24 protein-coding genes are annotated in these 23,243 nt (G+C 41.2%); 4 read left to right on the forward strand and 20 right to left on the reverse strand.

Annotated elements, in window-relative coordinates; all coding sequences use genetic code 11:
* Nucleotides 1-55 precede the first annotated feature (55 nt).
* Entirely contained in the window at nucleotides 56-1,234 is a 1,179-nt protein-coding gene (locus tag ACLI08_RS10430) for a trans-sulfuration enzyme family protein (RefSeq protein WP_411428431.1), read from the forward strand.
* A 32-nt stretch (nucleotides 1,235-1,266) separates the two neighbouring features.
* Nucleotides 1,267-2,505, forward strand: coding sequence for a homoserine dehydrogenase (locus tag ACLI08_RS10435; RefSeq protein WP_411428432.1), 1,239 nt, complete (start codon nucleotides 1,267-1,269; stop codon nucleotides 2,503-2,505).
* Nucleotides 2,506-2,653: 148 nt separating this feature from the next.
* Here the strand turns inward: ACLI08_RS10435 and tpiA are convergent, their stop codons facing one another.
* From tpiA to ACLI08_RS10465, 6 genes are all read right to left on the reverse strand, one after another.
* Nucleotides 2,654-3,409 (reverse strand): triose-phosphate isomerase, encoded by a 756-nt coding sequence (tpiA, locus tag ACLI08_RS10440; RefSeq protein WP_411428433.1) that lies wholly within the window; start codon nucleotides 3,407-3,409, stop codon nucleotides 2,654-2,656.
* Complete coding sequence (locus ACLI08_RS10445) at nucleotides 3,409-3,909, reverse strand: TlpA family protein disulfide reductase (RefSeq protein WP_411428434.1); 501 nt, start codon at nucleotides 3,907-3,909, stop codon at nucleotides 3,409-3,411. Before ACLI08_RS10445 ends, tpiA begins: the two co-directional genes overlap by 1 nt.
* A gap of 70 nt (nucleotides 3,910-3,979) precedes the next feature.
* On the reverse strand, nucleotides 3,980-5,056 hold the full coding sequence (locus ACLI08_RS10450; protein ID WP_411428435.1) for an ABC transporter permease: 1,077 nt from the start codon (nucleotides 5,054-5,056) through the stop codon (nucleotides 3,980-3,982).
* On the reverse strand, nucleotides 5,053-5,247 hold the full coding sequence (locus ACLI08_RS10455; protein ID WP_411428436.1) for a hypothetical protein: 195 nt from the start codon (nucleotides 5,245-5,247) through the stop codon (nucleotides 5,053-5,055). The genes ACLI08_RS10450 and ACLI08_RS10455 overlap by 4 nt, the downstream gene beginning before the upstream one ends.
* Entirely contained in the window at nucleotides 5,247-6,365 is a 1,119-nt protein-coding gene (locus tag ACLI08_RS10460) for a MauE/DoxX family redox-associated membrane protein (RefSeq protein ID WP_411428437.1), read from the reverse strand. The genes ACLI08_RS10455 and ACLI08_RS10460 overlap by 1 nt, the downstream gene beginning before the upstream one ends.
* A gap of 221 nt (nucleotides 6,366-6,586) precedes the next feature.
* A complete protein-coding gene (locus ACLI08_RS10465) occupies nucleotides 6,587-7,129 on the reverse strand; it encodes a DUF1599 domain-containing protein (protein WP_411428438.1) in 543 nt (180 codons plus the stop codon).
* 82 nt (nucleotides 7,130-7,211) lie between these two features.
* Between ACLI08_RS10465 and folP the strand changes: the two genes are divergently transcribed.
* A complete protein-coding gene (folP, locus tag ACLI08_RS10470) occupies nucleotides 7,212-8,045 on the forward strand; it encodes a dihydropteroate synthase (RefSeq protein WP_411428439.1) in 834 nt (277 codons plus the stop codon).
* A gap of 172 nt (nucleotides 8,046-8,217) precedes the next feature.
* Here folP and ACLI08_RS10475 read toward each other — a convergent pair whose 3' ends face one another.
* From ACLI08_RS10475 to rpsA, 6 genes are all read right to left on the reverse strand, one after another.
* Nucleotides 8,218-10,026 (reverse strand): T9SS type A sorting domain-containing protein, encoded by a 1,809-nt coding sequence (locus ACLI08_RS10475; RefSeq protein ID WP_411428440.1) that lies wholly within the window; start codon nucleotides 10,024-10,026, stop codon nucleotides 8,218-8,220.
* Between the two features lie 23 nt (nucleotides 10,027-10,049).
* A complete protein-coding gene (locus ACLI08_RS10480; RefSeq protein WP_411428441.1) occupies nucleotides 10,050-11,228 on the reverse strand; it encodes a porin in 1,179 nt (392 codons plus the stop codon).
* A gap of 3 nt (nucleotides 11,229-11,231) precedes the next feature.
* Complete coding sequence (locus ACLI08_RS10485) at nucleotides 11,232-11,960, reverse strand: SdiA-regulated domain-containing protein (protein ID WP_411428442.1); 729 nt, start codon at nucleotides 11,958-11,960, stop codon at nucleotides 11,232-11,234.
* An 8-nt stretch (nucleotides 11,961-11,968) separates the two neighbouring features.
* Complete coding sequence (locus tag ACLI08_RS10490) at nucleotides 11,969-13,114, reverse strand: hypothetical protein (protein ID WP_411428443.1); 1,146 nt, start codon at nucleotides 13,112-13,114, stop codon at nucleotides 11,969-11,971.
* A 177-nt stretch (nucleotides 13,115-13,291) separates the two neighbouring features.
* Entirely contained in the window at nucleotides 13,292-13,849 is a 558-nt protein-coding gene (locus tag ACLI08_RS10495; protein WP_411428444.1) for a fasciclin domain-containing protein, read from the reverse strand.
* A gap of 199 nt (nucleotides 13,850-14,048) precedes the next feature.
* Nucleotides 14,049-15,827: a 30S ribosomal protein S1 gene (rpsA, locus tag ACLI08_RS10500; RefSeq protein WP_411428445.1), complete on the reverse strand. Its 1,779-nt coding sequence runs from the start codon at nucleotides 15,825-15,827 to the stop codon at nucleotides 14,049-14,051.
* 315 nt (nucleotides 15,828-16,142) lie between these two features.
* Here rpsA and ACLI08_RS10505 point away from each other — a divergent pair, with 315 nt between their 5' ends.
* Entirely contained in the window at nucleotides 16,143-16,853 is a 711-nt protein-coding gene (locus ACLI08_RS10505) for a class I SAM-dependent methyltransferase (protein WP_411428446.1), read from the forward strand.
* Between the two features lie 50 nt (nucleotides 16,854-16,903).
* Here ACLI08_RS10505 and ACLI08_RS10510 read toward each other — a convergent pair whose 3' ends face one another.
* The 8 genes from ACLI08_RS10510 to ACLI08_RS10545 all read right to left on the reverse strand — a co-directional run bounded on the left by ACLI08_RS10510 (nucleotide 16,904) and on the right by ACLI08_RS10545 (nucleotide 23,225).
* A complete protein-coding gene (locus ACLI08_RS10510; protein ID WP_411428447.1) occupies nucleotides 16,904-17,302 on the reverse strand; it encodes a DUF2059 domain-containing protein in 399 nt (132 codons plus the stop codon).
* Nucleotides 17,303-17,342: 40 nt separating this feature from the next.
* On the reverse strand, nucleotides 17,343-17,975 hold the full coding sequence (locus tag ACLI08_RS10515) for a 7-carboxy-7-deazaguanine synthase QueE (RefSeq protein WP_411428448.1): 633 nt from the start codon (nucleotides 17,973-17,975) through the stop codon (nucleotides 17,343-17,345).
* Nucleotides 17,976-18,080: 105 nt separating this feature from the next.
* Nucleotides 18,081-19,811: a tetratricopeptide repeat protein gene (locus ACLI08_RS10520; protein WP_411428449.1), complete on the reverse strand. Its 1,731-nt coding sequence runs from the start codon at nucleotides 19,809-19,811 to the stop codon at nucleotides 18,081-18,083.
* A gap of 2 nt (nucleotides 19,812-19,813) precedes the next feature.
* Complete coding sequence (locus tag ACLI08_RS10525) at nucleotides 19,814-20,737, reverse strand: PstS family phosphate ABC transporter substrate-binding protein (RefSeq protein WP_411428450.1); 924 nt, start codon at nucleotides 20,735-20,737, stop codon at nucleotides 19,814-19,816.
* A 128-nt stretch (nucleotides 20,738-20,865) separates the two neighbouring features.
* Complete coding sequence (locus ACLI08_RS10530; protein ID WP_411428451.1) at nucleotides 20,866-21,000, reverse strand: hypothetical protein; 135 nt, start codon at nucleotides 20,998-21,000, stop codon at nucleotides 20,866-20,868.
* A 119-nt stretch (nucleotides 21,001-21,119) separates the two neighbouring features.
* Nucleotides 21,120-21,959 (reverse strand): energy transducer TonB, encoded by an 840-nt coding sequence (locus ACLI08_RS10535; RefSeq protein WP_411428452.1) that lies wholly within the window; start codon nucleotides 21,957-21,959, stop codon nucleotides 21,120-21,122.
* Between the two features lie 31 nt (nucleotides 21,960-21,990).
* Nucleotides 21,991-22,542 (reverse strand): ExbD/TolR family protein, encoded by a 552-nt coding sequence (locus ACLI08_RS10540; RefSeq protein WP_411428453.1) that lies wholly within the window; start codon nucleotides 22,540-22,542, stop codon nucleotides 21,991-21,993.
* 23 nt (nucleotides 22,543-22,565) lie between these two features.
* Entirely contained in the window at nucleotides 22,566-23,225 is a 660-nt protein-coding gene (locus tag ACLI08_RS10545; protein WP_411428454.1) for an ExbD/TolR family protein, read from the reverse strand.
* Nucleotides 23,226-23,243 lie beyond the last annotated feature (18 nt).

Here is a 23,243-nt window from a genome sequence, read left to right on the forward strand (position 1 = left end):
GGCTTTGAATAGTTTTTGAGAAACAACATGTTTAACAAAAATTAATTCGAAAAAAATGAAAGAACAAACTGCAATCCTGAACAACCTGCCAATAGATCCACTAACCGGCAGCATATCGGTGCCTATTTACCAAACATCAACTTTCGTTCAGGAAGCGCCGGGCGTGCACAAAGGTTTTGACTATGCACGCAGCAACAACCCTACCCGTAAAGTACTGGAAGATACTATAGCACAACTTGAAAACGGCACTAACGGCTACGCCTTTGCCAGTGGCCTTGCTGCCATAGACGCCGTTATAAAATTACTGAGCGCCGGCGACGAGGTTATAGCAGTTGACGATATTTACGGTGGTGCTTTCAGGTTGTTTACCCATGTGTACCAAAAATTTGGCATCAGCATCAAATACGTAGACACTACTTACGCAGAGAATGTGGCCAAAGCGATTACCGATAAAACAAAACTTATCTGGATAGAGTCGCCTACAAACCCTACCCTTAAAATTTCAGACATTGAGGCGATTGCCAAAATAGCCAAAGCCAACAACGTACTACTCTGCGTAGACAATACGTTTGCTTCGCCAGTAGCGCAGAAGCCGCTTAATCTTGGTGCCGACATCGTAGTACACAGTGCGACAAAATACCTTTCGGGCCACAGCGATCTTATTGCCGGCCTTGTAGTAACCGCTACCCCGGAACTTGGGGATAAAATCAAATTCATACAAAATGCTTCGGGTGCCATTCTTGGGCCGTTCGACAGTTGGTTGGTTATTCGCGGTATAGAAACCCTAAGCCTTCGTATTAAAGCACATGGCGAAAACGCCCAGAAAGTAGCAGAATACCTGCAAAGCGAAAAACTCATTAAGAACGTTTATTATCCTGGTCTTGAAACGCACCACAACCACGACATAGCTAAAAAGCAACAAAAATACTTTGGCGGTGTGGTAGCATTTGACCTTGTAATTGATGATAAAGAACTTGCCAGCAAAATTGTAAGCAGCACTAAACTGTTTAAACTTGCCGAAAGCCTTGGTGGCGTGAAGAGCCTGCTGTGTTTACCATGTGAAATGACTCACAAATCTATTCCGGCAGAAAAGCGTTATCAAAGCGGTGTTACGGATAGCCTTATCCGCCTGAGTGTGGGGCTTGAAGATGCCGATGACCTAATCGATGACCTAAAGCAGGCTTTTGCTGTAGCGGTAAACGCCCAGTCTAATGTAGAAAATGCCATAGCTTAATTTTTAATCAACTATCAACTAAGGAAGAAGTAATGGCAAGAAAGCAATTAAATATAGGGCTGTTTGGGTTTGGCGTAGTAGGTCACGGCCTGTACGAGGTACTGGAAAAAACACCCGCGCTTAAGGCTAACATTAAAAACATTTGTGTTAAGAATAAAGATAAGGAACGTGAAATAAGTGCCGAGCATTTTACTTACGACAAAAACGATATTCTTAACGATGAAGAAATAAACGTAGTAGTAGAACTGATAGACGATGCCGATGCAGCGTTTGAAATTGTTTCGGCTGCACTTAAAAAAGGCAAAGCAGTGGTTAGCGCTAACAAAAAAATGGTGGCAGAGCATTTCCTGGAACTGCTAGAACTGCAACGTGAATATAATGTTCCACTATTGTATGAGGCCGCAGCCTGTGCCAGTATGCCCATAATAAGAAACCTGGAAGAATACTATGATAACGACTTGCTCGATTCTATTGAAGGTATTGTTAATGGTAGTACCAATTATATACTTACCAAAACCTTTACTGAAAACCTCAGCTATAACGACGCGCTAAAACAGGCACAAGACCTTGGCTTTGCCGAAAGCAACCCCATACTGGATACCGGCGGTTTTGATGCCAAATATAAGCTGATTATCCTCCTTGCCCACTCGTTTGGATACATAGCAAAACCCGATGAGATATTCAACCTAGGAATAGACAACATAGGCGAACTGGAATTAAAATACGCCAAGGAAAAAGGCTTAAAAATTAAGCTGGTAGCACAGGCGTTTAAAGGCACGGGTAATACTGTTTCGGCATTTGTAACACCAAAATTTGTAACTTCTGAAGACAAATTATACAATGTAGACGACGTATTTAACGGGGTTATTACCAAAACTTACTTTGCCGATACACACTTTTTTGTAGGTAAAGGCGCAGGAGCATACCCTACGGCTTCGGCTGTGTTATCAGATATTTCGGCATTGAGCTACGATTATAGATATGAGTACAAAAAAATTTCACGTGAGGAGAACCTCATCTTAAGCAACGAAGCCGAACTTAAAGTACTGCTTCGCCATAAGAAGGATGATGCAGAAGCCCTGAAACTGGTGTTTAATGAAGTGGAAGAAGCTTACCTCAACCATCAGTCAGGATACATAACCGGAAACATTACACTAAATAACCTAATACAACTACAACAACAATACGGCACCGATGTTTCGTTTATACTTATAAAAGTAGTAAATGTAAATGAAAACAGTGCTGCAACTGCGCAGGTTGCAACTGCGTAGCACAAACAACGAATTTCTTTCCTAAACTATTCCAAAAACGGCCTTTTGAAGGAGCTCCTTTTACCACAGGGGCTTCTATTTTAGGTTAAAAGAAAAGCGACCAATAGGTCGCTTTTCTGATGTTATATGAGTTTAAAAATAGTGGTAACTATTCTATACCTTTAAGTATTCCAAGGAAGTCATCTGCCTTAAGCGACGCACCACCTATAAGGCCTCCATCTACATCCGGCTTACCGAAAATTTCAGCCGCATTATCCGGCTTCACGCTACCACCGTAAAGGATAGAGGTAGCCTCAGCAACTGCAGGGCTTACCGCTGTAGCAATAAGATTACGGATAAATGCGTGCATTTCCTGTGCCTGCTCTGGAGAAGCCGTTAGGCCTGTACCTATAGCCCATACCGGCTCGTAAGCAAGTACCACGTTAGCCCAGTTTTCTTGTGCTATGTGGAAAAGACCTTCACGAAGTTGGCTTTCTACCACTGTAAAGTGGTTTTCGCTTTGCCTGTCGGCAAGTTCCTCACCAAAACAGAATATGATTGTAAAGCCATGCGCAAGGGCTGTATCTACTTTTTTGGCAAGGATTTCATTGGTTTCGCCAAAGTAAGCGCGTCTTTCCGAGTGACCAAGAATCACAGTGTTTACGTGTGCACTTTTAAGCATATCTGCAGAAACTTCACCGGTAAAGGCACCGTTTTCTGCCTGGTGCATATTTTGTGCAGCAACTATTATACCTGTTCCGTTTGTTTTGGCTACAGCTGTAGTAAGGTTTATAAAACTTGGGGCAACCACAAGCTTAGCCGAAGTAGTTTCAGGTTTTTTAGCTATTAGTTCATCAAGCAGGGCTATTGTCTGGTTAATGTCGTTATTCATTTTCCAGTTACCCGCAACGATCTTCTTTCTCATTATTGTATTGATTTTAGTGTACTGATAAGTTTTTCATCGTCGGCCTCAATGGCGCGGAACAGCGCTATCTTACCATTTTTGTCAACCACCATGTAGCGTGGAATCCAGTCGAGTTTAATGTCTTTACTAAAAGCGCCTTCTTTCATGCTGGTACCCACGTGGTAGTTGTCGCCTCCTTTTGTATTAAACGACTCTATGCCCTGCTTCCATTTTTCATCTACACGGTCATACGACAGGAACAGATACTTAACGTTAGGGAACTGCTTTTGAAGGTCGTGCACCTTAGGCATACCTTTTTTACAATCCGGGCACCATGACGCCCATACGTCTATAACCACAACTTTACCTTTGTACTGGGCAAGGATGTCTTTAAAGGCTATTTCTTTTCCGTCTACCGAAGTCATTTTTGCCTCAAGGGCTTCTTTACCAAACTCGGTTTTATCTTGTGCCTGACACGCTATCATAAAAAATAGTATAGGCAGTAAAAATAGTTTTTTCATTTTAATATATAGTTATTTATAGCAAATTTAAGCCGTAATGCAGTTAAAGCAGTTACGATATTATCAAATCTTATTCCAATCGTATCCTCGGATCAAGCCATGCATAAATCACATCTACCAGTATGTTTATCACTACAAAGCTAGCCGCGATTACCAGCACACTTCCCATAATTACAGGTAGGTCGAGTGTGTTTAGTGCTTCCACTACTTCCTTACCCAAACCATTCCACCCGAAAATATATTCTACAAACACGGCCCCGGCAAGCATACTCGCAAACCACCCCGATATGGCAGTAACCACAGGGTTCAGTGCGTTCTTTAAGGCATGCTTACGTATGATGCGGATTTCACTCAAGCCTTTAGCGCGGGCAGTACGGATGTAATCTTGGCTCAGCACCTCGAGCAGTGAGTTTCGCATCAGTTGTATAACCACGCCAAGCGGACGGATGCCCAGTACTATGGCGGGCAGTATGATGTTCTTCCATTGTATGTGGCTGCCGTTGCCAAAATCGTCTACCTCATAAAGGCTGCCTGTCATGTTCAGGTTGGTAAGTTCATGCAACAGGAACCCGAATACCCATGCAAACAATATAGCTGCAAAAAATGACGGCAGGCTCATACCCAGCGTACTAATAAGGGCTATAGTGCGGTCTATCCAAGTATCTTTATACAGTGCCGAAACAACGCCAAGCACTAAACCTATAGCTATGGCTATGAGTATGGCAAAACAAGCGAGTACTACCGTATTCGGAAGGGTATCGCCTATAACCTGGCTTACTTTTTTACCGCTTTTCTGGAAACTTTCGCGCAGGTAAGGTGCTTTAATTACAGTAGTTGTAGCGCCGATTGTAAAGAGTTTTGCTGCACTGTATTTCCCCTCAGACAAGTGCGTATAATCATCTGCATTTGTGCTGTGAAACGATAATGGCGAAAGATCGTTAAGGTAATATAGGTATTGTGTAATTATAGGTTTATCAAAACCGTACTTTTTACGGATTAAAGAAAGTTGTTCGCTATTCTCGTTTTGATCCAGCATCATACGGGCAGGATCTCCGGGCAGCACATTAAATAAAAAGAATATAACGGTAACCACCCCAAACAGTGTAAGGAGCGCATAGCCTGTTTTATGTAGCAAGTAGCGGATCAATCTTTTTTATTAAATACGTCCTTAAAAATCCTTATCATAAATATCACATTAAGCACAACACCTGCCAGCATAAACAGTGCACCGGGAATTACTAATGCAAGATTTCCGTTAGATCCTTTGTACAGGAAAAAACCAATGAAATATACAATGATCGCCGCAACAAGCGGTTTAAGCCTTTTATTCTGTATCATTATTTTTTATTCAGTTCCTTGGACAAAGCCGCAGGGTTAAACTTCTCCCCTTCTATGCCCTGCCATTCTTTAATAACATTTCCATTCCAAAGATACAAAACGCCCGGGGTATCCTTATTATTACCCAGCAGCTTCCAGAATGATACAATATCCAGTATTTTGTACGGATACTTAGCTCCCGCATAATCAAAAAACTCAGGTATCTTCTCTGCTTCCTCATCCATAAAAATGATTTGCAGCTCAGGGAAATCTTTACTTTTCTTTTTCAACTCGGTCATTTGTTTGGCTGCGTCCCGGCAATGCTCACAACCCGGTACAAAAAGGGCAATTATCTTTTTACCCTTATCTGCATTGGCAAAGAAATTAGAATATACCGTTTTTTTAGGTGCCGGCCCAGCCGGTACCTCAGCCTTTACAGGTGCAGTTGTTTCTACTTTTGCATGATCAGTTTTATTTTCAGATGGTGCTATGGCAGTTGTTGTGGCCGCATTTTCGGTTGCCGGGGCAACGCTATCTACCGCAGGAGATACAAGACTATCGGTAGCCATCTCCTCCGGTATAGGGGCGCCTACATCAAAAGTAGTATCACTGCTTTGCAGCTTTATGGGTGCCAACATAAATACACTTAAAACTGAGGCAAACAGCACCGTTGTAAGGATAAAGAAGTTATTTCGGTCTGAACCCGAAGGTAACAGTTTGTACAACCAAACCAATAGCGCCACGGTAACCACGTTTTTATAAACCGACTCTAGCGGCGTCATGGGCAGCAGTGTACCAAAACAACCACAGTTACCCGAGTTACCACCACCTGCTATGGTTATAAGTAGGTGTATTATAAAAACAACCAGTAAGGCCACGGTAGCGGGTATTACCACACGCTTTAAATAATGCGGTTGTAACAGTAGTAACCCCAAGGCTATTTCTGCACCAATGAGGGTACGCGAAAGATATACGGCGATACCTTCAGAAAAGCCCAATGGTACCAGCTGCTTCATTTCAAACGTAGAAATGGCAAAGTACGGCGACGGATACATTTTTGCTACTGCTGAAAGCAGGAATAAAAAGGCAACCAGCCCACGCAGCACGTATGATATGTTTTGTTTTGTTGCTGTATTCATTTTAATTAGTTTTCCTCAAATTTAGGGGTTAAACCAACGTCTTTTGTTAATGAGATGTTATTGAACTGACGTGCCCTTTTTTCAATTGGCTGCAAAATGGTCTTTTCGCCCCAGATTTCACCTGTTTTCTTACTCCGTAGCGCTGCTATGCAGTGCAAAAAAGCTAAAATCTGAAACAAAAATCCCTATTTTTCGCTTCAATCAAAAAAGCCCAAGTCAGTTCATTGGGCAAAGCCAAGATGGATTAGTGCAAATACGGCATAGTTAAGCATATCCTGATAATTAGCATCTATGCCTTCACTTACAAGGGTTTTCCCTTTATTATCCTCAATTTGTTTTACCCGAAGTAATTTTTGCAAAATAAGATCGGTAAGCGAACTTACGCGCATATCCCTCCACGCCTCACCATAGTCGTGATTTTTGGCCAGCATAAGGTTTTTAGTAAGAGTTACTTTTTCATCATACAACCTTGTAGCCTCCTCTACGGTTAGGTCGGGTTGGTTAGCCACACCCTTGTCCAGTTGTATAAGCGCCATAACCGAGTAGTTTATAATAGCAATAAACTCGCCGGTTTCGTCTTCATCTACCATACGCACTTCGTTTTCCTGAAGGCTGCGTATGCGCTGAGCCTTTATAAAAATCTGGTCTGTAAGCGATGGCAGGCGAAGGATGCGCCAGGCCGGGCCGTAGTCTTTCATTTTATTGGCATACAGCTGCCGGCATACAGCTATCACCTTATCATATTGCAGGGAGGTATTGCTCATTTAGTAGTATCTTTGCTTTGAAAATTGTTCAAATGTACTAAAAAACGCCCCAACGCCCAAGAGGTGCATTAAACTAGCCCGTATGCATATAAACTGTAAAGGAAAACTCATAGACCTGAGCACCCCAAAAGTAATGGGGATATTAAACGTAACACCAGACTCGTTTTTTGATGGCGGTAAATACAAGGACGAAAGCCAGCTTTTAAACCAGGCAGAAATCATGCTTAGCCAAGGCGCCACATTTATAGATGTAGGCGCGTATTCCAGCAAGCCAAATGCCGAGTTTGTAACCGAAGATGAGGAACTACAACGTGCCGTTCCTGTAGTGGAATTGATACTAAAGCATTTCCCTGAAGCGATTATTTCTGTAGATACTTTTAGGGCAAAAGTTGCTGCTGCGTGCATAGAAAGCGGAGCTTCTGTTATTAATGACATTGCTGCCGGCCTGCTAGATGATGATATGATTGCTACAGTGGGCAAGTACAAAGTACCTTATATAATGATGCACATGCGTGGCACACCGCAAACCATGACCACTCTTACCCACTATGAGGATATTGTGGGCGAAATGCTAAAGTACTTTGCTGAACGAATAGATGTAGCGCGTAAGCATGGCATTGATGATATTATTATAGACCCTGGTTTTGGCTTTGCCAAAACGCTGGAACAAAATTATGAGGTAATGAAAAAGCTGGAGCTCTTCACTACAATTACCGGTTTGCCTTTGCTAAGTGGTATATCAAGGAAATCGATGATATATAAATTGCTTGGCACTACGCCACAGGAAGCACTTAACGGAACAACGGTACTTAATACCATATCTTTAGTCAAGGGTGCTAAAATACTACGTGTGCATGACGTAAAGGAAGCAATGGAAACAGTAAAAATATTTAATGCAACGGGCTTAATGTACTAATGTAATGGTGGTTTAATATACCAATTGATACATTGATACATTGATACATTGATACATTGATACATTGATACATTGATACATCGATACATTGATACATGACGCAAAAAAAATCCCGCCAAGATTAGGCGGGATCATTTTTCCGGACGGAAAAATTAAAAACACGAAACTAACACTACTTAATTATTAGTTTTTTTACTGCGCCAGTTGCCGTTTTTACAAGGTAAATGCCAGTTGCATAGCCAGAAACGTTTAGCGTCGTTATTTCTTTATCTGAATTGAATATTGTTTTACCTGTATAATCGTATAGAGTTACTTTTACCGGTTTGGTAAAGTTTACGACACTATTAGCAGGGTTAGGGTACATAACAAATCCGTTATTACTTACCTCATCTAAACCAAGGTACTCATCGCTGGTTACCGTTACATCGTCAAGGGCTACTTCAGCACGGCTACCGGTTACGCCAGTCTCTACATAGCTGTATACCCAGCGTACCTGTACCACCGGCTGGTTGTTAGCATTAGCAGGAAGTGTGGTAGTAAAAGAAGACGTATTACCGGTTTCAGCACTTTGGTATTGTGTGTAATTATTTGTACCATCGGCTATATCCATCCAGTTAGCGTTCGGTGCACCGGCTCCTATCCTGTACTGCATTCTAAGCGCATATACCCTGTTGTTCTGTGCAATGGTAGCACCTTTCCATGCTACGGTAATATTTTGCCTTGCTGTAGCATTAAGCGCTAATACCACTGCGCCTGCACGACCGTTAAGTACTGTATCTCCTGTTGCCTGTGTAGGATCGCTACCGTCGCAAACTCCAGTATACTGAGCACTACCGGTGTTAACCATAGAAATACCGGCATCGCCCTGGCCTGAAAAACGTGAACGTGTAGTAAGGCTGTACAGGCAAGAGTAATCTTCGTTAAACGCAACATCTATAGTTGGGTCTGTAGAGGCGTGCGCCCAAAACTTCATGTTAGCAGGATACGTACCCGCCGCAGATTCTGCCGGCCAGGCATTAAATGTATAGTTACCTGAAGCAAGGTTAAACGGCTCAGGGTTTGTAGCTGTAGAAACTACTAGAGTTGTATTTAGGGCTACGTTGGCGGTGATTCCACTGCTGGCTATGTTTAGCGTTCCTGTATACGTACCCGCTGTACTGCCGTTTGAGCGCACGTATAATGTAGTACCGTTTATGGCACCTGATGTTTGTGGAACGGTTACCGAAGTAGCAAACCCCGAAGTAGGATTTAGCGAAACTTCGAAAGGAGCAGCTACAGTAGCTGTAGCATCTGCTGTAAGGTTAGAACCTGTTACTGCAACTACCTGTGGCTGGGTTGGAGTACCTACTGTTTGCGTAAACGTAAGCGATGTGGCATTAGCCGAAAGTGTTGGCTGTACTACCTGGGATACCGAAAACACAAGGTCATCTATAACCACCTTGGCACGTGTACCGCTACCGCCTGTTCCTGTGCTTACAAAAAATCTTACCTTAACCGCAGACTGGTTATTTACGGCTGCGGGCAGCGTATATGTGTATGCGGTAAAGGCAGTTTGGTTTTCGTTTGGTAATGTAGCAACAAGTTGATCACCTATCCATGTAGTACCACCATCTGTAGAAACCGCAAGTGTAAGAGTAGATGGCCTTGTACCGGTTGAATTTGCCATAGATTTAGCCATGAACGCCAGGTTAACATTGCTGTAATTTGCAAGGTTAAAATCAAGGATAAGCTGACCTTCAAATCCGCTTGTAGGTATTACGCTAAGTGCTGCGGGAGCACTGTTATAATCGGTTTGATCCCAAAATATACGGGTGCTTGTCTGCGCCTCGTTAGCTGTATAATTAGGATATATTTGCACGTTGTTACCTGTGGCGCTAAAAGCCTCGGTAAAATCCTGTGTGTAGGGTAGTGTGCTGATTTGTGCTGTGGCTGCAAACTGAATTGCAAATAATGCCGCAGCCGAAAGTAAAAGTTTTTTCATTATGGTAGTATTAGTGTTTTTACTTAGTTAAAATTAAACTGTATACCAAGGCGGTACTGTTCTTTCCATTTAAGAGGATCTATAGTTTCCTCCTTTAAAATGTTAAAGTACTGAAATTTAACCATTGCGTCAAAACCTTTTACCTGGTATGCTATTGCAGGAGAAAAACGTTGTGAGTTCCCTTTCACCAAATCGCTAAGATCAAGCTCTTCGTATCGGGCTGAAACTATAGTATTAATAGCTGCTATATGATAATTAACTTCTGCAATGTAGCCTCCTGCCAAAAAATAGCCTCGTGTTTGCGCTGGGCTCAATCCCTGGTATAAAGGATCACTTGCCTTAACAGGCTGCCCTTTTATCTGGTGCATTTCAAACTGTGCCGAAAATCCCTGGTACATAAACGATGCATCAAATCCATATACATATTTTTTACCATCTACCACCTTCATTCCATATTCACTTTGGGTATTATCAGGAAAAACCTCTCCATCGGGCAGGCGTTTATTCATGTAACGCCCGTTAAGCCCTATCATAAACATAGGTACGGGTGTGTGCCTGTCGTCTATAAGCCTGTAGCGGTAACGCGCAGGATAGCTAAATTCGGCACGGCCAATGAACTCCGGGTTACCACTTGGGTCGTTATCGCCAATAAGTGCCATTTCCCCAAGCCCCGAATATATACCTGCATAAAGATTAATACGCTGCCTCCATAATGCAGAATGTAAGGTTACCCCGGCATCCCTCCGGCTGAAAAGCGAACCTCTTGTAAGTTCTGCTCTTTGCCAGTACGGAGAAAACGTAAACGGCACCATAGAACTAAGCGAATACGGTACTTTGCCATATCCTGCCTTAATATCTAAAAAACCTAAACCTTTGTAGGTTACGTTGGCGTCCATCAGCCCTGGATTTTCAGGATCTATTTCGCCACCGGCAGTGTTAGCGCTCATATCGGCAAAGTCTGCCTGTAGCTTGTATTCCCATATATTTTTAATACGGCCCTCTATGTTAATCTGGGCATCACGAAGTTTAAAACGGTCTTTGCTGTGATCGTACTCCCCTTCTTTTAATATACGCTGATTGTAGTATGTAGAGGCACTACCGGAAATCTCCATAACGTGCTCCCCGTTTGTAATAATAAGCTGGGCTTGTGCTGCAGTACCTAACAGCAGTATGGTTATAGCGGAGTATACTATTCTTTTCATGGATTACTGCTGTTTTTCGGGATTAGTAAATGAGTAAATGGTTTGCATATCATCTGAAAGCACAATCATGTTACCTTCTGCATCAAATGTTAATCCCTCCGGATTTAGTATTGGTAATTTCCAACTGCCAGTTACAATGTAATCGGCGGGATTAAGCCTGAAAACCATCATGCTTTCATCGCTCAACAGCCAAATACTGTTGTTGTAATACGTAATTGCCGAAACATCTTTAGCTATGTTTCCTAAGTTTATCTCGTTTACAATTTTAAAATCCTTGTCAAGCTCAAAAATATTTATGGGAGATTTTTCAACCACCACCACAAATCGGTCGTTTGTTTTGTTAAACGCTATGCCCTCATATCCTTTATTACGCGCACCATTGTATGGTACAGTTACTGTACGCACCACTTTAAGTGTAGCGGAATCAAACACCTTAATCTTTCGCGAAAGTTCTTCCGCAACATACACAAACTTACCTTCGGCATAGACACCCTCACAGTCCAGACCCTGGTAATCGGCCTGCCTGCGTATGGTTCCGTCAAGGTTTACCTCATACAGAACTCCGCCATCGCCTACAATCCAAAACCCATCTTTTGCGGCATTAAGCGCTATGTCGCTAGGCTCTGCAACTTTGGTATCAAATTTTTTAACGGGTTTTATTTTTTGCGGTTTCTGCGCCTGCAACTGCAATGCACCTAACAATACAGCGCTATATAGTATTATTTTTTTCATGTGTAATTTTATAAAGTATCACCCTCTACAGTTAGGTTATCTATACGGTTATTACCGCTGGTGGCCGTGCTACTGGGAGCATCAAACGAAACCTTAACCTTAAAATTAGGATTGTTGTTAGCCGCAGGAACAGCAGAAAAATCTAACGCGATCAGTGAAAAAGCTACATCTATGTTGTACACCGACGTAATGCCTGTAGTTACATAATCGGTTCCGTTTGTAGTATACGATACGGTTTGAGTAGCAGAACCGCTACCGGTGCGCATGGTAGCATAAGTAACCTTAATGTTTTTATGCCCGGTAGTAGGAAGGTTCATTATAAAATCACCCGATGGATTGCGAAGCCTTAATGTAGTACCCGCAACATCTCCGTTACGTGCATTTATGTCGGTAGACTCGGTAGTGCTGTCATAGTAAGCACCGCTATAAGCAAGGCTGCCGCTACCTGTATTAGGAGCTATTAATGTAGTCGTAGACGTAGCATCGTTAAAATTCCAGTAGTGAAACAGCTCAAACTTAGACGTACCGCCTCCGGTATTGCCTCCCCCCGCTGTGGTAGGTATACCGTCTAGCGTAATGTTATCAAAACGGGTATTACCTGTAGCCAGGTCGGCATTAGTGCTAAACGAAATTTTTATTTTAAAATTAGCGTTATTATCAGCGCCATCTATGGCAGAAAAATCAAATTGTTGTAATACAAACTGCTCTGAAACACCTATCTCACTATTGGAAAGGCCTGTATTTATAAAGTTTGTACCATCAACCGTATAAGAGACCGACTGGTTTTGCGGACCGTTAGACGTGCGCATGGTAGCAAACGTAAACACTACATCTTTAAAGCCTGTGGTAGGAAGGCTAACTACGAAATCGCCTGACGGATTCCTTAGACGTAAGCCCGTGCCAGCAACATCGTTATTACGGGCATTCAGGTCAGTTCCCGGATCTACATCGTCAAAATATGCACCTGCATACGTAAACGCTGCACCTCCGGCAGTTTGGGTTGGGGTATCAAGTGCGCTTGTATCATTAAAGTTCCAATAATGCACCACCTGATAGTCAGGATTTGTAGGCGCACTTATAACAGGAATATCCCTGTCTTCTGTACAAGATGCTAACCCTATAAATGAAATGAGTAATAGTAGTTTGTTTCGCATTGGTAATAATTTGGCGCAAAACTAACTGACACATCTTATTTTAAAGTGACACCCATTTTACGGGTTTGTTAACAAATGTATTCCTATATAAATTAATGATTAAGACAAGTTTAAAATAAAAATTCCCTGCCGGCTCAGAGCCAACAGGGAACAAAATACACCAATAATAACTATAAACTATTTTGGCATAAGTACAGTGTCTATAACGTGGATTACACCATTACTTTGGTTTACATCGGCTATAGTTACTTTAGCTTTATTACCTTTCTCATCAATAACCCAAAGGTCTTTTCCTTTCATTTTAAACCAAAGTTTTCCACCTTGTACAGTAGTAGCTTCGTAGCTGCCTCCACCTTTTTTAATCGCAGCCATAATTTCTTCTGCACTCCATTTACCGGCTACCACGTGGTAGGTAAGTACGGTTTGCAGCATTTCTTTATTTTCTGGCTTTAAAAGCGTTTCTACAGTTCCTTTTGGCAATTTGTTAAATGCAGCGTTAGTAGGCGCAAATACTGTAAACGGACCTTTTCCGCTTAGGGTTTCTACCAGGCCGGCAGCTTTAACAGCAGCAACAAGTGTGGTATGGTCTTTAGAGTTTACAGCGTTTTCAATAATGTTTTTAGATGGGTACATGGGCGCGCCACCTACCATTACTGTTTTTTGGGCAAAAGTAATGCTGCTCATAAAAAAAGAAAGTGCTACCAAAGCTGTTGCAAAAATTCTTGAAGTTTTCATAATGTTTTTTGTTTAATGTTTATAGCGTCATTTACGCAACAAAGAACATTATGGTTTTACAGAATTTTAATTTTTGGAAATTATTAACGAACAAGCAAACAGAAAACAACCACAAACCTTTAAAATACAATATTTTACGTGAAAATAAAAAAACCTCCGCATTGCTGCGAAGGTTTCTGTATTAAAAGGGAATCAAAGACTAGTTTTCTCCTCTTTCCATTCTTTCTTTAAGCTGAGATAGCGCGTCGATATCACCAAGAGTGGTTTTTTCTACGTTGTTGCTAGAAGAAGCTACGTTATTGTTGTTCTCCTGAGAGTTCCTTACGTTTCTTTCTTCCTCGTCTTTAAAAGTAGCCGTGTGAGATGCAACTACACGCTTGAATTCTTTGTTGAATTCGATTACTTTAAAGTCAGCAGTTTCGCCTTTCTTAAGTTTTTTACCGTCTTCTTTTTCAAGGTGACGTGCAGGGATGAATGCTACGATATCATCACCAAACTCTACAGTAGCGCCTTTGTCTACGATTTCAGCAATTGTACCGTTGTGTACAGTACCTACTGCAAATGAATCTTCGTATTTATCCCAAGGGTTAGCCTGAGTTTGTTTGTGACCAAGAGATAGTTTACGTCCATCAACATCTAGTTCAAGAACAACTACATCTAGTTTATCACCTACGTTTACAAATTCACTTGGGTGTTTGATTTTCTTAGTCCAAGATAGGTCTGAGATATAGATAAGACCATCAATACCTTCTTCTAGTTCTACAAAGATACCGAAGTTAGTAAAGTTACGAACGATACCGGTGTGGCGAGAACCTACAGGGTATTTAGTTGTAATATCAGTCCAAGGATCTTGTGTAAGTTGCTTTATACCTAGAGACATTTTACGGTCTTCACGGTCTAGAGTAAGGATTACAGCTTCTACTTCATCACCTACTTTTACGAAGTCCTGAGCAGAACGCAGGTGCGTAGACCAAGACATTTCGCTTACGTGGATAAGACCTTCTACACCTTCAGCAACTTCGATAAACGCACCGTAGTCTGCAATAACAACTACTTTACCTTTAACTTTATCACCTACTGCAAGGTTTGCGTCAAGCGCATCCCATGGGTGAGCGTGAAGTTGTTTAAGACCAAGCTGGATACGTGTTTTCTCGTCATCAAAGTCAAGAATAACCACGTTAAGTTTCTGGTCAAGTTCAAGAACTTCGCTTGGGTGGTTAATACGGCTCCAAGAAAGGTCAGTGATGTGGATAAGACCGTCAACGCCACCAAGGTCGATGAATACACCGTAAGAAGTAATGTTTTTAACAACACCTTCAAGTACCTGGCCTTTTTCAAGCTGACCGATGATCTCTTTCTTCTGAACTTCGATATCAGCTTCGATAAGCGCTTTGTGAGATACCACAACGTTTTTGAATTCGTGGTTGATTTTAACAACTTTGAATTCCATAGTTTTGTTAACATACTGATCGTAATCCCTGATAGGTTTTACGTCTATCTGAGAACCTGGTAGGAATGCTTCGATGCCGAATACGTCTACGATCATACCACCTTTAGTTCTGCACTTAACGAAACCGTTAACGATTTCACCTGTTTCATTAGCATTGATAACCCTGTCCCAAGCCTTGATAGTACGTGCTTTCTTGTGAGAAAGTACAAGCTGGCCTGATTTGTCTTCGCGTACGTCGATAAGTACTTCTACTTTATCGCCTACTTTAAGACCTGGGTTGTAACGGAATTCGTTAAGAGAAATAACACCTTCCGATTTTGCGTTGATGTCAACAATAGCATCCCTGTCAGTGATTCTTACTACAGTACCTTCAACAACTTCGTCACTGTCAGTTGAGATGAATGTTTTCTCAACAAGGTTTTCGAATTCCCTTAGGTTTTGTTCATCTACAGCATCAATACCTTCTTCGAAGTTATGCCAGTTAAACTCTTGTAGGAACTCTTCTTTTGTTTTTGTTTGTTCAGACATGTCTGATCCTTAAAAATTTGTATCCTGCTATTTTGTGGGTTATTTATGTATAAGCAAATCAGCAGAAGCGTTTTACATTTAAATAAAATTTTTCATTCCTTTCCTCAACCCATTATACTGAAAAAGGTGCGCAAAGGTACAACTATTTTAATGATTTCCAAACATTTATTACAACATTTACAATCCGAAAGACTCACATACACCCTAATGCGCCAAAAAACGTAAACCCATAAGAATCAAACCCTTTACCAACTACACATAAAACTGGCGTAAAACAAACGTATTAAGTAACTTTGTACCATACATACTAATGCTATGAAAGACTTATTTGGCAAAGCAATACTGGATTACCAAACAGGAAACAGCCCGGAAGATTTAATTACTGAAACTTCTATTACAGAAGAAGACGAAATGAGCGTAGCGTATTTGTTTAGATCCTACAAAGAAATGCCGGCCCTGGAAAAAAAAGCGATGCAACTAGCCAAAGGAAAAGTACTGGATGTGGGCTGCGGTGCCGGAAGCCACAGCCTTTACCTTCAAAACGAAAGAAAGCTGGAAGTTACGGCAATAGATATTTCCGAAGGCGCTATAGAAGCCTGTACACTAAGGGGCATAAAAAATGCCCTTTGCTGCAATGTACTGGAATTTAACAGTGAAAAGTTTGATACTATAATAATGCTTATGAATGGCATAGGCATTACAGGCAAGCTAATTAACATCAGTACATATTTTCAAAAACTAAAGTCGCTGCTTAACCCGGGAGGTCAGATATTATTAGATTCCTCAGATATTATTTATATGTTTGACGAAGACGAAGACGGCGGTAAGTGGATTCCTGCGGGAGATTATTATGGTGAAGTTGTATTTACACTGCATTACAAGGGAGAAACCGAAATACCTTTTAACTGGCTTTATGTAGACTATAACACCCTACAAAACGCTGCACATGCTAACGGGCTGAATTGTGAATTAGTGGCTGAAGGTGACCATTACGATTACCTCGCCCGGCTTAGCCTAATGGATTAAATAAAAAAACGACCGCAATTGCGGTCGTCTCCATATATATTATACAATAATTATTGCATATACTTCATCATAAGCTCTTGCATTTTACCCATCATCTCCTGAGTATCTGCCATATTCTGCTCTGCAAGTTTCACATTCTTGTCTGTAAATTTCTTGCCTAGCGGAGACTCATAGAATTTAATAATCTGCTTGATTTCGTCAGCTGTAAATTCTTTTAGGTAAAATTGTTCCTGCTTGTCTTGGAATGGCTTCATAAGCGCATCAAAATCTTTAAGGAACGCTTCTTTTTTATCTGCAGGAATCATACCACTTACCTGCTTTTTAGCCATGTCCATCTGGGCGCTGGCTCCGGTAAGCTGGATTAGTTTTTTTACATCTGCTTTTGCATCCTGAGCAGAAACAAAGTTAGCAGCACATACAAATGCTACTACAAATAATATTTTTTTCATAATGTTGGTGTTTATAAACCTTTGCTAAGGTAACTTTTTTTTACGGAATATTTAGGTATTTGTGTGTTTGTAATGACACCCTCCACTTAGGGTTATTCATTACATAATCCACTATTAGGGGGGTCATTTCATCCCTCTTGCTCCATTCGGGCTGAAGAAACAAAATGGCGTTTTCATTTACTTTTAAAGCCTGTTCCTCCGCAAAAATGAAATCATGCCTGTTGTGTATAATCACCTTTAGCTCATGGGCATTATCATATACGGTATCTGTAGGAAGTTTTGTTTTCTTAGGCGACAGGCAAATCCAGTCCCACTGCCCGCTAAGCGGATACGCACCAGAAGTTTCTATATGCACCTTAAGGCCGGCTGCTTTAAGCGCGTACGTAAGCGGATCCATGTTCCACGTAAGCGGCTCTCCGCCCGTAACCACTATAGTTTTAGCATTTGCCGTCGCATTGGCCACAATACTCTCTACGCTCGTAGGCGGGTGAAGGTCGGCATTCCAGCTTTCCTTAACATCGCACCAGTGGCATCCTACGTCACACCCTCCTACCCTTACAAAATACGCGGCAGTACCGGTATGAAAACCTTCACCCTGTATGGTATAAAATTCCTCCATAAGCGGAAGCATTTCCCCTTTTTCCACCGCCAGCTGCAATTCCTTCTTTAGCATTGTATGTAAATAAATTAAGCGTGCAAAGATAGGCAATAATTTAACGCCAAATGTTAAAACAAAAAAAGCCCCGCAATGCAGGGCTTTAGTAGTTATTAAAAACTATTATTTAAGTTTTGCAAGTTCTGCTTTTACATAAGCATCAGCAGGATCAAGAGCAAGTGCTTTTGTAAAATAGTCTTTTGCCTTAGCCTTATCAGTAACTGCATAGTAAGCACCAGCATTAGAATAAGCTTCTACAAGGTTTTTCTTTTGCTTTGTGGTTTCTTCAGCACCTTTACCGGTTACAATTTCTATATACTTATCGTAAGCCTTAGACATTTCGATATAAGACTCATTAGTCTGTATATATCTGTTTACCCTAGCCTTGTACAAGAAAGCATCTTGCGCGGCAGGCGAAAGCTCAATTACTTTGTTCAGTGCTACATCAGCCTTTTTAAGCTGCTCAACACTCTGCTTTTGGGCTTCAGCCGATTTACCTACATAATCGTAGTATGTAGCATAAGCCTGGTAGAAATTATCTGTAAGTGCATTTTTGCTATCCGGGTTAGATGCAGCTACTTCGTACACAGCGGCAGCAGAACCGAACAGTTTTTGATCAAACAATTTTTTACCAATATCACTCAAGTCAGCAGTAATAGTAATATCTTTTTCTGCCGCTTTCTTAAGATCGGCAATACCACTGTCAAATGATGCCTGGTCTTTTACAGTAGCCTTACCTTTATCATCTGTAGCCACGGCAAGAGCCAGTTTGGCAAGACCTGAATAAAGGTAATCACGTGCTATAACCCTTTTTGGCTCTGCTTTAGCAAAGAATTGGTTGATAGCATCTAAACTTCCCTGGTAGTTACCGTTTTCATAAGCAGCATAAGCAAGATAGCGGTAAATACGCGCATTTACCTTATCCATTTTCTGCATGGTCTGTGCTTCTGCTTCAAGACCTTTATAGTCGCCTGTAAGCAAAAGGAAGTCAGCATAACGCATCCTTGAGTCAAGAGAAAAGTCAGTCAACTGCATGTATTTCCTGTAGTAATCAAGCGCTTTAGCATTGTACTCTGCTCTTTTCGCTTTTTCAGCACGACCCCACTTGTAGTAGGTTTCGGCAAGTTCACGATATACCGGTCCGTAGTTAGCATTTTTTGCAACAATACCCTCAAAGAACTTAACAGCCTCAGGGAACGCTGCGCCGGTGTTTTTAGTAATAACACCAAGCTGAAGTTGCGCCCTAAGCATAGAAGGATCTAAATCAGAAGCGGTACGGTAATTTTTGTATGCATTGTTCTGGTCTCTGTCCCTGTAATATGCCTCACCTAAACTGAGGAACGCAAGTGCATTTTTAGGGTCTTTAGCTACCGCTTTGTTAAGCACCTCAATAGCTTTCTTATAGTTTGGTTTTTCTGAATAAATATACGCCTGACCTATGTAAATAAGCTGCTCTACATCTTTCTTTTTAAGATCTTTTTCAACTGCATCAAACTTAGCCTGAGCACCACTTGCATTATCATTGTCAAGATCCAGATGACCTAAACCTATTTGGTTATATGCCGCGTTGTTCTTTGCAGCTACACCTTTATTAAAATAAATGGCGGCAGAATCCTGCTCTGATTGCTTAAGATAAAGTTCTCCCAACAGGAAGTAGTTTTTACCTTCATCAGGGGTAGAAGCAATTAACGATTTTAGCGTCGTTTTTGCTTTGTGGTATTGTTCGGCATCGATAGCTTTTTTGGCATCTGTAGCATCCTGTGCATTTGCCACACCAAAAGCAAGCAACGACAAACCGATGAATTTAAAGTCTTTCATGTTAGTCATTTTAGTTTCTTCTTTTTTATTAAACAAGGTTATTTGTTTACAATTTCAATTTCGCGGGGAGGACGCTGTACCGGCAACAAGCCCGACTTCAATATTAATCGCTGCCCCGCCTCGCTTGTTATATAATTTGCAAAACCCGTGCCTAAACCGTTTTTACCTTCATAATTTAAAACATACAGCGTACGGGTAAGCGGGTAATTGCCTTCTGACAGCACTGATTGCGATGGCTTAAAATAATCTTTTGTCTGCGTTCCTTTAAGCTTTTTACTTACGCTAAGTACTTTTACATCCTTAACTAAAGCCTCCATTTCTACAGGTGGTTGCAGTATCCAGTTTACCCCCACAACGCCTACAGCGCCGGGATTAGCCTTTACAAAATTAAAAACTTCAGCTGTATTTTTTACAGAGTAAACGTTTTTTGGGGTTTTATTAGCACTTTTCGCACGCTTCATTAACAACTGAGCAATGCCAGACCTACTACTATCAAAAACAAGCTGTTTTATAGTAGACGCATCTTCACCACGTAATACTTTATAAATATCTTCCTGGTTAACAAGCGTATCGTTTGAAGTTTTAGATGCTACAAGTGCAAGGCCATCTTTAGCAAAAGCAACAGTATGTGGCTCTATACCTAATTTTTTAAAATGAGCTGCTTCATCGGTTGTAAGCTCACGAGTAAGAATGGCAATTCTTGCCGAATCATTTAAAAGCGCCTGTACAATATCGGCTTCATTACGGTTTACCTGCGTTATGTGCGCCTTAGGATATAAGCCCTGAAAAACAGCCAAAGCATCTTCTACTACAGGCTGTATAGAATAATCTACCTGTATAGTAGTATTACCAGAAGTCATCGTTTCCTCTGTACTTTCACCTAAAGTGTTTTTACACGAATAAATTGCAAATGCAGCAGTTAATGTTAAAGATAAAAGTAAGACAATCTTCTTTTTTTTCATTTGAAAAACGTTTAAAATAATGTGATTGTTAATGGAAATAAATTTCGGCACATACTTTTTTAATTTTCTTTATCTGAAGCAACAAAAAATTAAAAACATGACCGCATTCATTAAAATCTCATTTAAAATTAATTGTTGTCGTCTTTAAATTGCTGAACTACCCTTACCCCGCGTATAATACCATATACAATAAGGATAATCCCCATAATCATTCGCCTGTCCTGGCTTAGCGGGATAGGCAGGCTCTTGTAGAAGATGAGCATGAAGCCTAAAATCACATACGCCAAGAAAAAGATTGCGCCTAAAACAAACAGAAATCGCCTGTGGGGCGATTTCTGTCTAGGGTAGCGCTGTCTGTAAGAAGCCATCGCTGTATCTTAAATTAAGATTTAACATTGATTGTGATAGGAAGGTTGTAAGAAGCTCTTACTTCCTTACCGTTCTGGATACCCGGCTTCCACTTGGTCTTAACTGACTTTAATACGCGTTCAGCTTCTTTACCAAGACCATAACCCGGATCTCTAAGAATTTTTATACCGGTAAGAGAACCATCTTTTTCTACAACGAACTGCACAATAATCCTTGCAGTCATGTCCTGGTCTACCTCAGGAATCCTGAAGTTGTTAGTAACATACTTAAGGAATGCAGCTATACCACCCGGGAACTCAGGCTGAACCTGAAGACCTGCTGAGTTGTAAATACCTGTATCCTCTGCTTCTACAACTTCCTGACCTTTTTTAAGATCACCTGAATCAGTATTGATGTTAATATCACCATCCGGGCTTGCAGCTGCATCTTTGCTACTTGGGGTAGCCTCCTCAAACTGCTTAATGTTAGGCGGATCTTTAGGCACCTCTTCCTGCTTTGCAGCTTCAAGAGGTTTAAATTGCACCTCTTCTACAAGCGACTTAGGAGCTTGTTTAACCATAACCTGTGGTGGTGGTGGTGGCAATTCCTCCTTAGGAGTTTCTGGCACCTCCGGTATTTCAGCAACTTCTACTTTAGTAATTTGCTCTTCTTCATTACTTGCTGTCGCTTCCTTTATAGAACTATAAATAATTGGAGCCGCTACAGCAGTAGCAAAAAAGATAGAACCAAGTATAAGTGCTACAGTAGTTACTTTAGGGTTTTCTGCCCTCAGTGTATAAGCACCGTACTTTTTATTACGGCCCTCAAACACCATGTCAATCCACTGTTGTCCAAATATATTTAGCTTTGACATATCTTGTTATTTTTTGTTTTTTAGGCCGGATTTAGTACAAACCCGTTTTCTTTAACAAATCAATTTCCGCAGGAGTAATATCACCTATGGCATAAAGCTGAACTTTATTAATTGCCATTTCATCCAGTATATCAACCAGGTTTTTATAGCTGGCTGCATCACTCGCTTTAATGTTTACAATAAGGCCTTCATCCGGTTTCTTAGCATATTGCTTAGCAAACGCGGTGTTTTTAAGAATTTCTTTCCTTATACCGTTTTTACCGAAACTAGCTTCAGTAGGAGGCATCTTAGGAGACTCAAACTTACCCATGTACCATAGAAGCTTATTGTCTTTTCCTATAAGAATCGTCATCATACGTTCTTCAGGAATTTTGGTAACATCTGTGGGGTCTGGTTTCTCACTCTTATCCGGCATTGCCAGAGGCATCGATTGCGGCTTAGACAGTGTGGTAGTAAGCATAAAGAACGTAATCAACAGGAACGCAAGGTCCACCATCGCAGTAAGGTCAACCCCTGGGTTGCTCTTCTTACTTCTTACCTTTTTGCCTTTACCACCGTCTCCGCCGGTATTTAATTCTGCCATTCTATATTGTTATTTAATATAAATTAAAAATCTTTACCGCGTAAACCTGTCACCAGATAGAACTTGTTCTTTTTCTGTTTTTGCAGGATATCTATGATTCGCTTTACAGTGGTATACTCTTCTTTAGCATCACCTTTAATAGCAATAGAAAGCTCAGCTTTTTTCTTGAACTCTTCAGTGTCAATTTTACCTTCTGTAAGCTCTTGGTCATAGCGCGCCTTGTTAGCCTCACGCGCTTTTAAAATCCAGTTAGAAAGCTGGTCGTTTATACTGTCGTAAGGTATACCTTCCTGCACACCTTCTTTGGTCCTTTCTCCCGGAGGAAGCTTTAACCAACCCTGGATTTTGTTAAGCGGCATACCAAAACCATCGATGCGCTCAAAATCAGCAAGATCCTTATCTGTAACAGGAAGACCTTTTTCATCTGCCACACGCTTAAAGGTTTCTTTCCTTATTTCGCGCGGCAAAGTAAGGAACACCTGCTTGTCACCTACTGTAATTACAGCCACGCCATCTTCAGGCAGCTTGTCTTGTACAGTAGAAGCAGGAGCATCAACAGGCTTTGGCTCGGGCTGTTTCGCTGTAGCCGTCATTACAAAGAATGACAGCAGCAGGAATGCCACGTCGCACATCGCGGTCATGTCGATCCTCGTACTTTTTCTTGATATTTTTACTTTAGCCATTGTTACTTTTTACTCTTA

The organism is Flavobacterium sp. RNTU_13, assembly GCF_046614455.1.
GTDB lineage: Bacteria > Bacteroidota > Bacteroidia > Flavobacteriales > Flavobacteriaceae > Flavobacterium.

Bases quoted from the DNA above. Each gene is read 5' to 3' on its own strand.
- ACLI08_RS10430 (WP_411428431.1), top strand. From the start codon at position 56: ATGAAAGAACAAACTGCAATCCTGAACAACCTGCCAATAGATCCACTA.
- ACLI08_RS10435 (WP_411428432.1), top strand. From the start codon at position 1,267: ATGGCAAGAAAGCAATTAAATATAGGGCTGTTTGGGTTTGGCGTAGTA.
- tpiA (WP_411428433.1), bottom strand. From the start codon at position 3,409: ATGAGAAAGAAGATCGTTGCGGGTAACTGGAAAATGAATAACGACATT.
- ACLI08_RS10445 (WP_411428434.1), bottom strand. From the start codon at position 3,909: ATGAAAAAACTATTTTTACTGCCTATACTATTTTTTATGATAGCGTGT.
- ACLI08_RS10455 (WP_411428436.1), bottom strand. From the start codon at position 5,247: ATGATACAGAATAAAAGGCTTAAACCGCTTGTTGCGGCGATCATTGTA.
- ACLI08_RS10460 (WP_411428437.1), bottom strand. From the start codon at position 6,365: ATGAATACAGCAACAAAACAAAACATATCATACGTGCTGCGTGGGCTG.
- ACLI08_RS10465 (WP_411428438.1), bottom strand. From the start codon at position 7,129: ATGAGCAATACCTCCCTGCAATATGATAAGGTGATAGCTGTATGCCGG.
- folP (WP_411428439.1), top strand. From the start codon at position 7,212: ATGCATATAAACTGTAAAGGAAAACTCATAGACCTGAGCACCCCAAAA.
- ACLI08_RS10475 (WP_411428440.1), bottom strand. From the start codon at position 10,026: ATGAAAAAACTTTTACTTTCGGCTGCGGCATTATTTGCAATTCAGTTT.
- ACLI08_RS10480 (WP_411428441.1), bottom strand. From the start codon at position 11,228: ATGAAAAGAATAGTATACTCCGCTATAACCATACTGCTGTTAGGTACT.
- ACLI08_RS10485 (WP_411428442.1), bottom strand. From the start codon at position 11,960: ATGAAAAAAATAATACTATATAGCGCTGTATTGTTAGGTGCATTGCAG.
- ACLI08_RS10490 (WP_411428443.1), bottom strand. From the start codon at position 13,114: ATGCGAAACAAACTACTATTACTCATTTCATTTATAGGGTTAGCATCT.
- ACLI08_RS10495 (WP_411428444.1), bottom strand. From the start codon at position 13,849: ATGAAAACTTCAAGAATTTTTGCAACAGCTTTGGTAGCACTTTCTTTT.
- rpsA (WP_411428445.1), bottom strand. From the start codon at position 15,827: ATGTCTGAACAAACAAAAACAAAAGAAGAGTTCCTACAAGAGTTTAAC.
- ACLI08_RS10505 (WP_411428446.1), top strand. From the start codon at position 16,143: ATGAAAGACTTATTTGGCAAAGCAATACTGGATTACCAAACAGGAAAC.
- ACLI08_RS10510 (WP_411428447.1), bottom strand. From the start codon at position 17,302: ATGAAAAAAATATTATTTGTAGTAGCATTTGTATGTGCTGCTAACTTT.
- ACLI08_RS10515 (WP_411428448.1), bottom strand. From the start codon at position 17,975: ATGCTAAAGAAGGAATTGCAGCTGGCGGTGGAAAAAGGGGAAATGCTT.
- ACLI08_RS10525 (WP_411428450.1), bottom strand. From the start codon at position 20,737: ATGAAAAAAAAGAAGATTGTCTTACTTTTATCTTTAACATTAACTGCT.
- ACLI08_RS10530 (WP_411428451.1), bottom strand. From the start codon at position 21,000: ATGCTCATCTTCTACAAGAGCCTGCCTATCCCGCTAAGCCAGGACAGG.
- ACLI08_RS10535 (WP_411428452.1), bottom strand. From the start codon at position 21,959: ATGTCAAAGCTAAATATATTTGGACAACAGTGGATTGACATGGTGTTT.
- ACLI08_RS10540 (WP_411428453.1), bottom strand. From the start codon at position 22,542: ATGGCAGAATTAAATACCGGCGGAGACGGTGGTAAAGGCAAAAAGGTA.
- ACLI08_RS10545 (WP_411428454.1), bottom strand. From the start codon at position 23,225: ATGGCTAAAGTAAAAATATCAAGAAAAAGTACGAGGATCGACATGACC.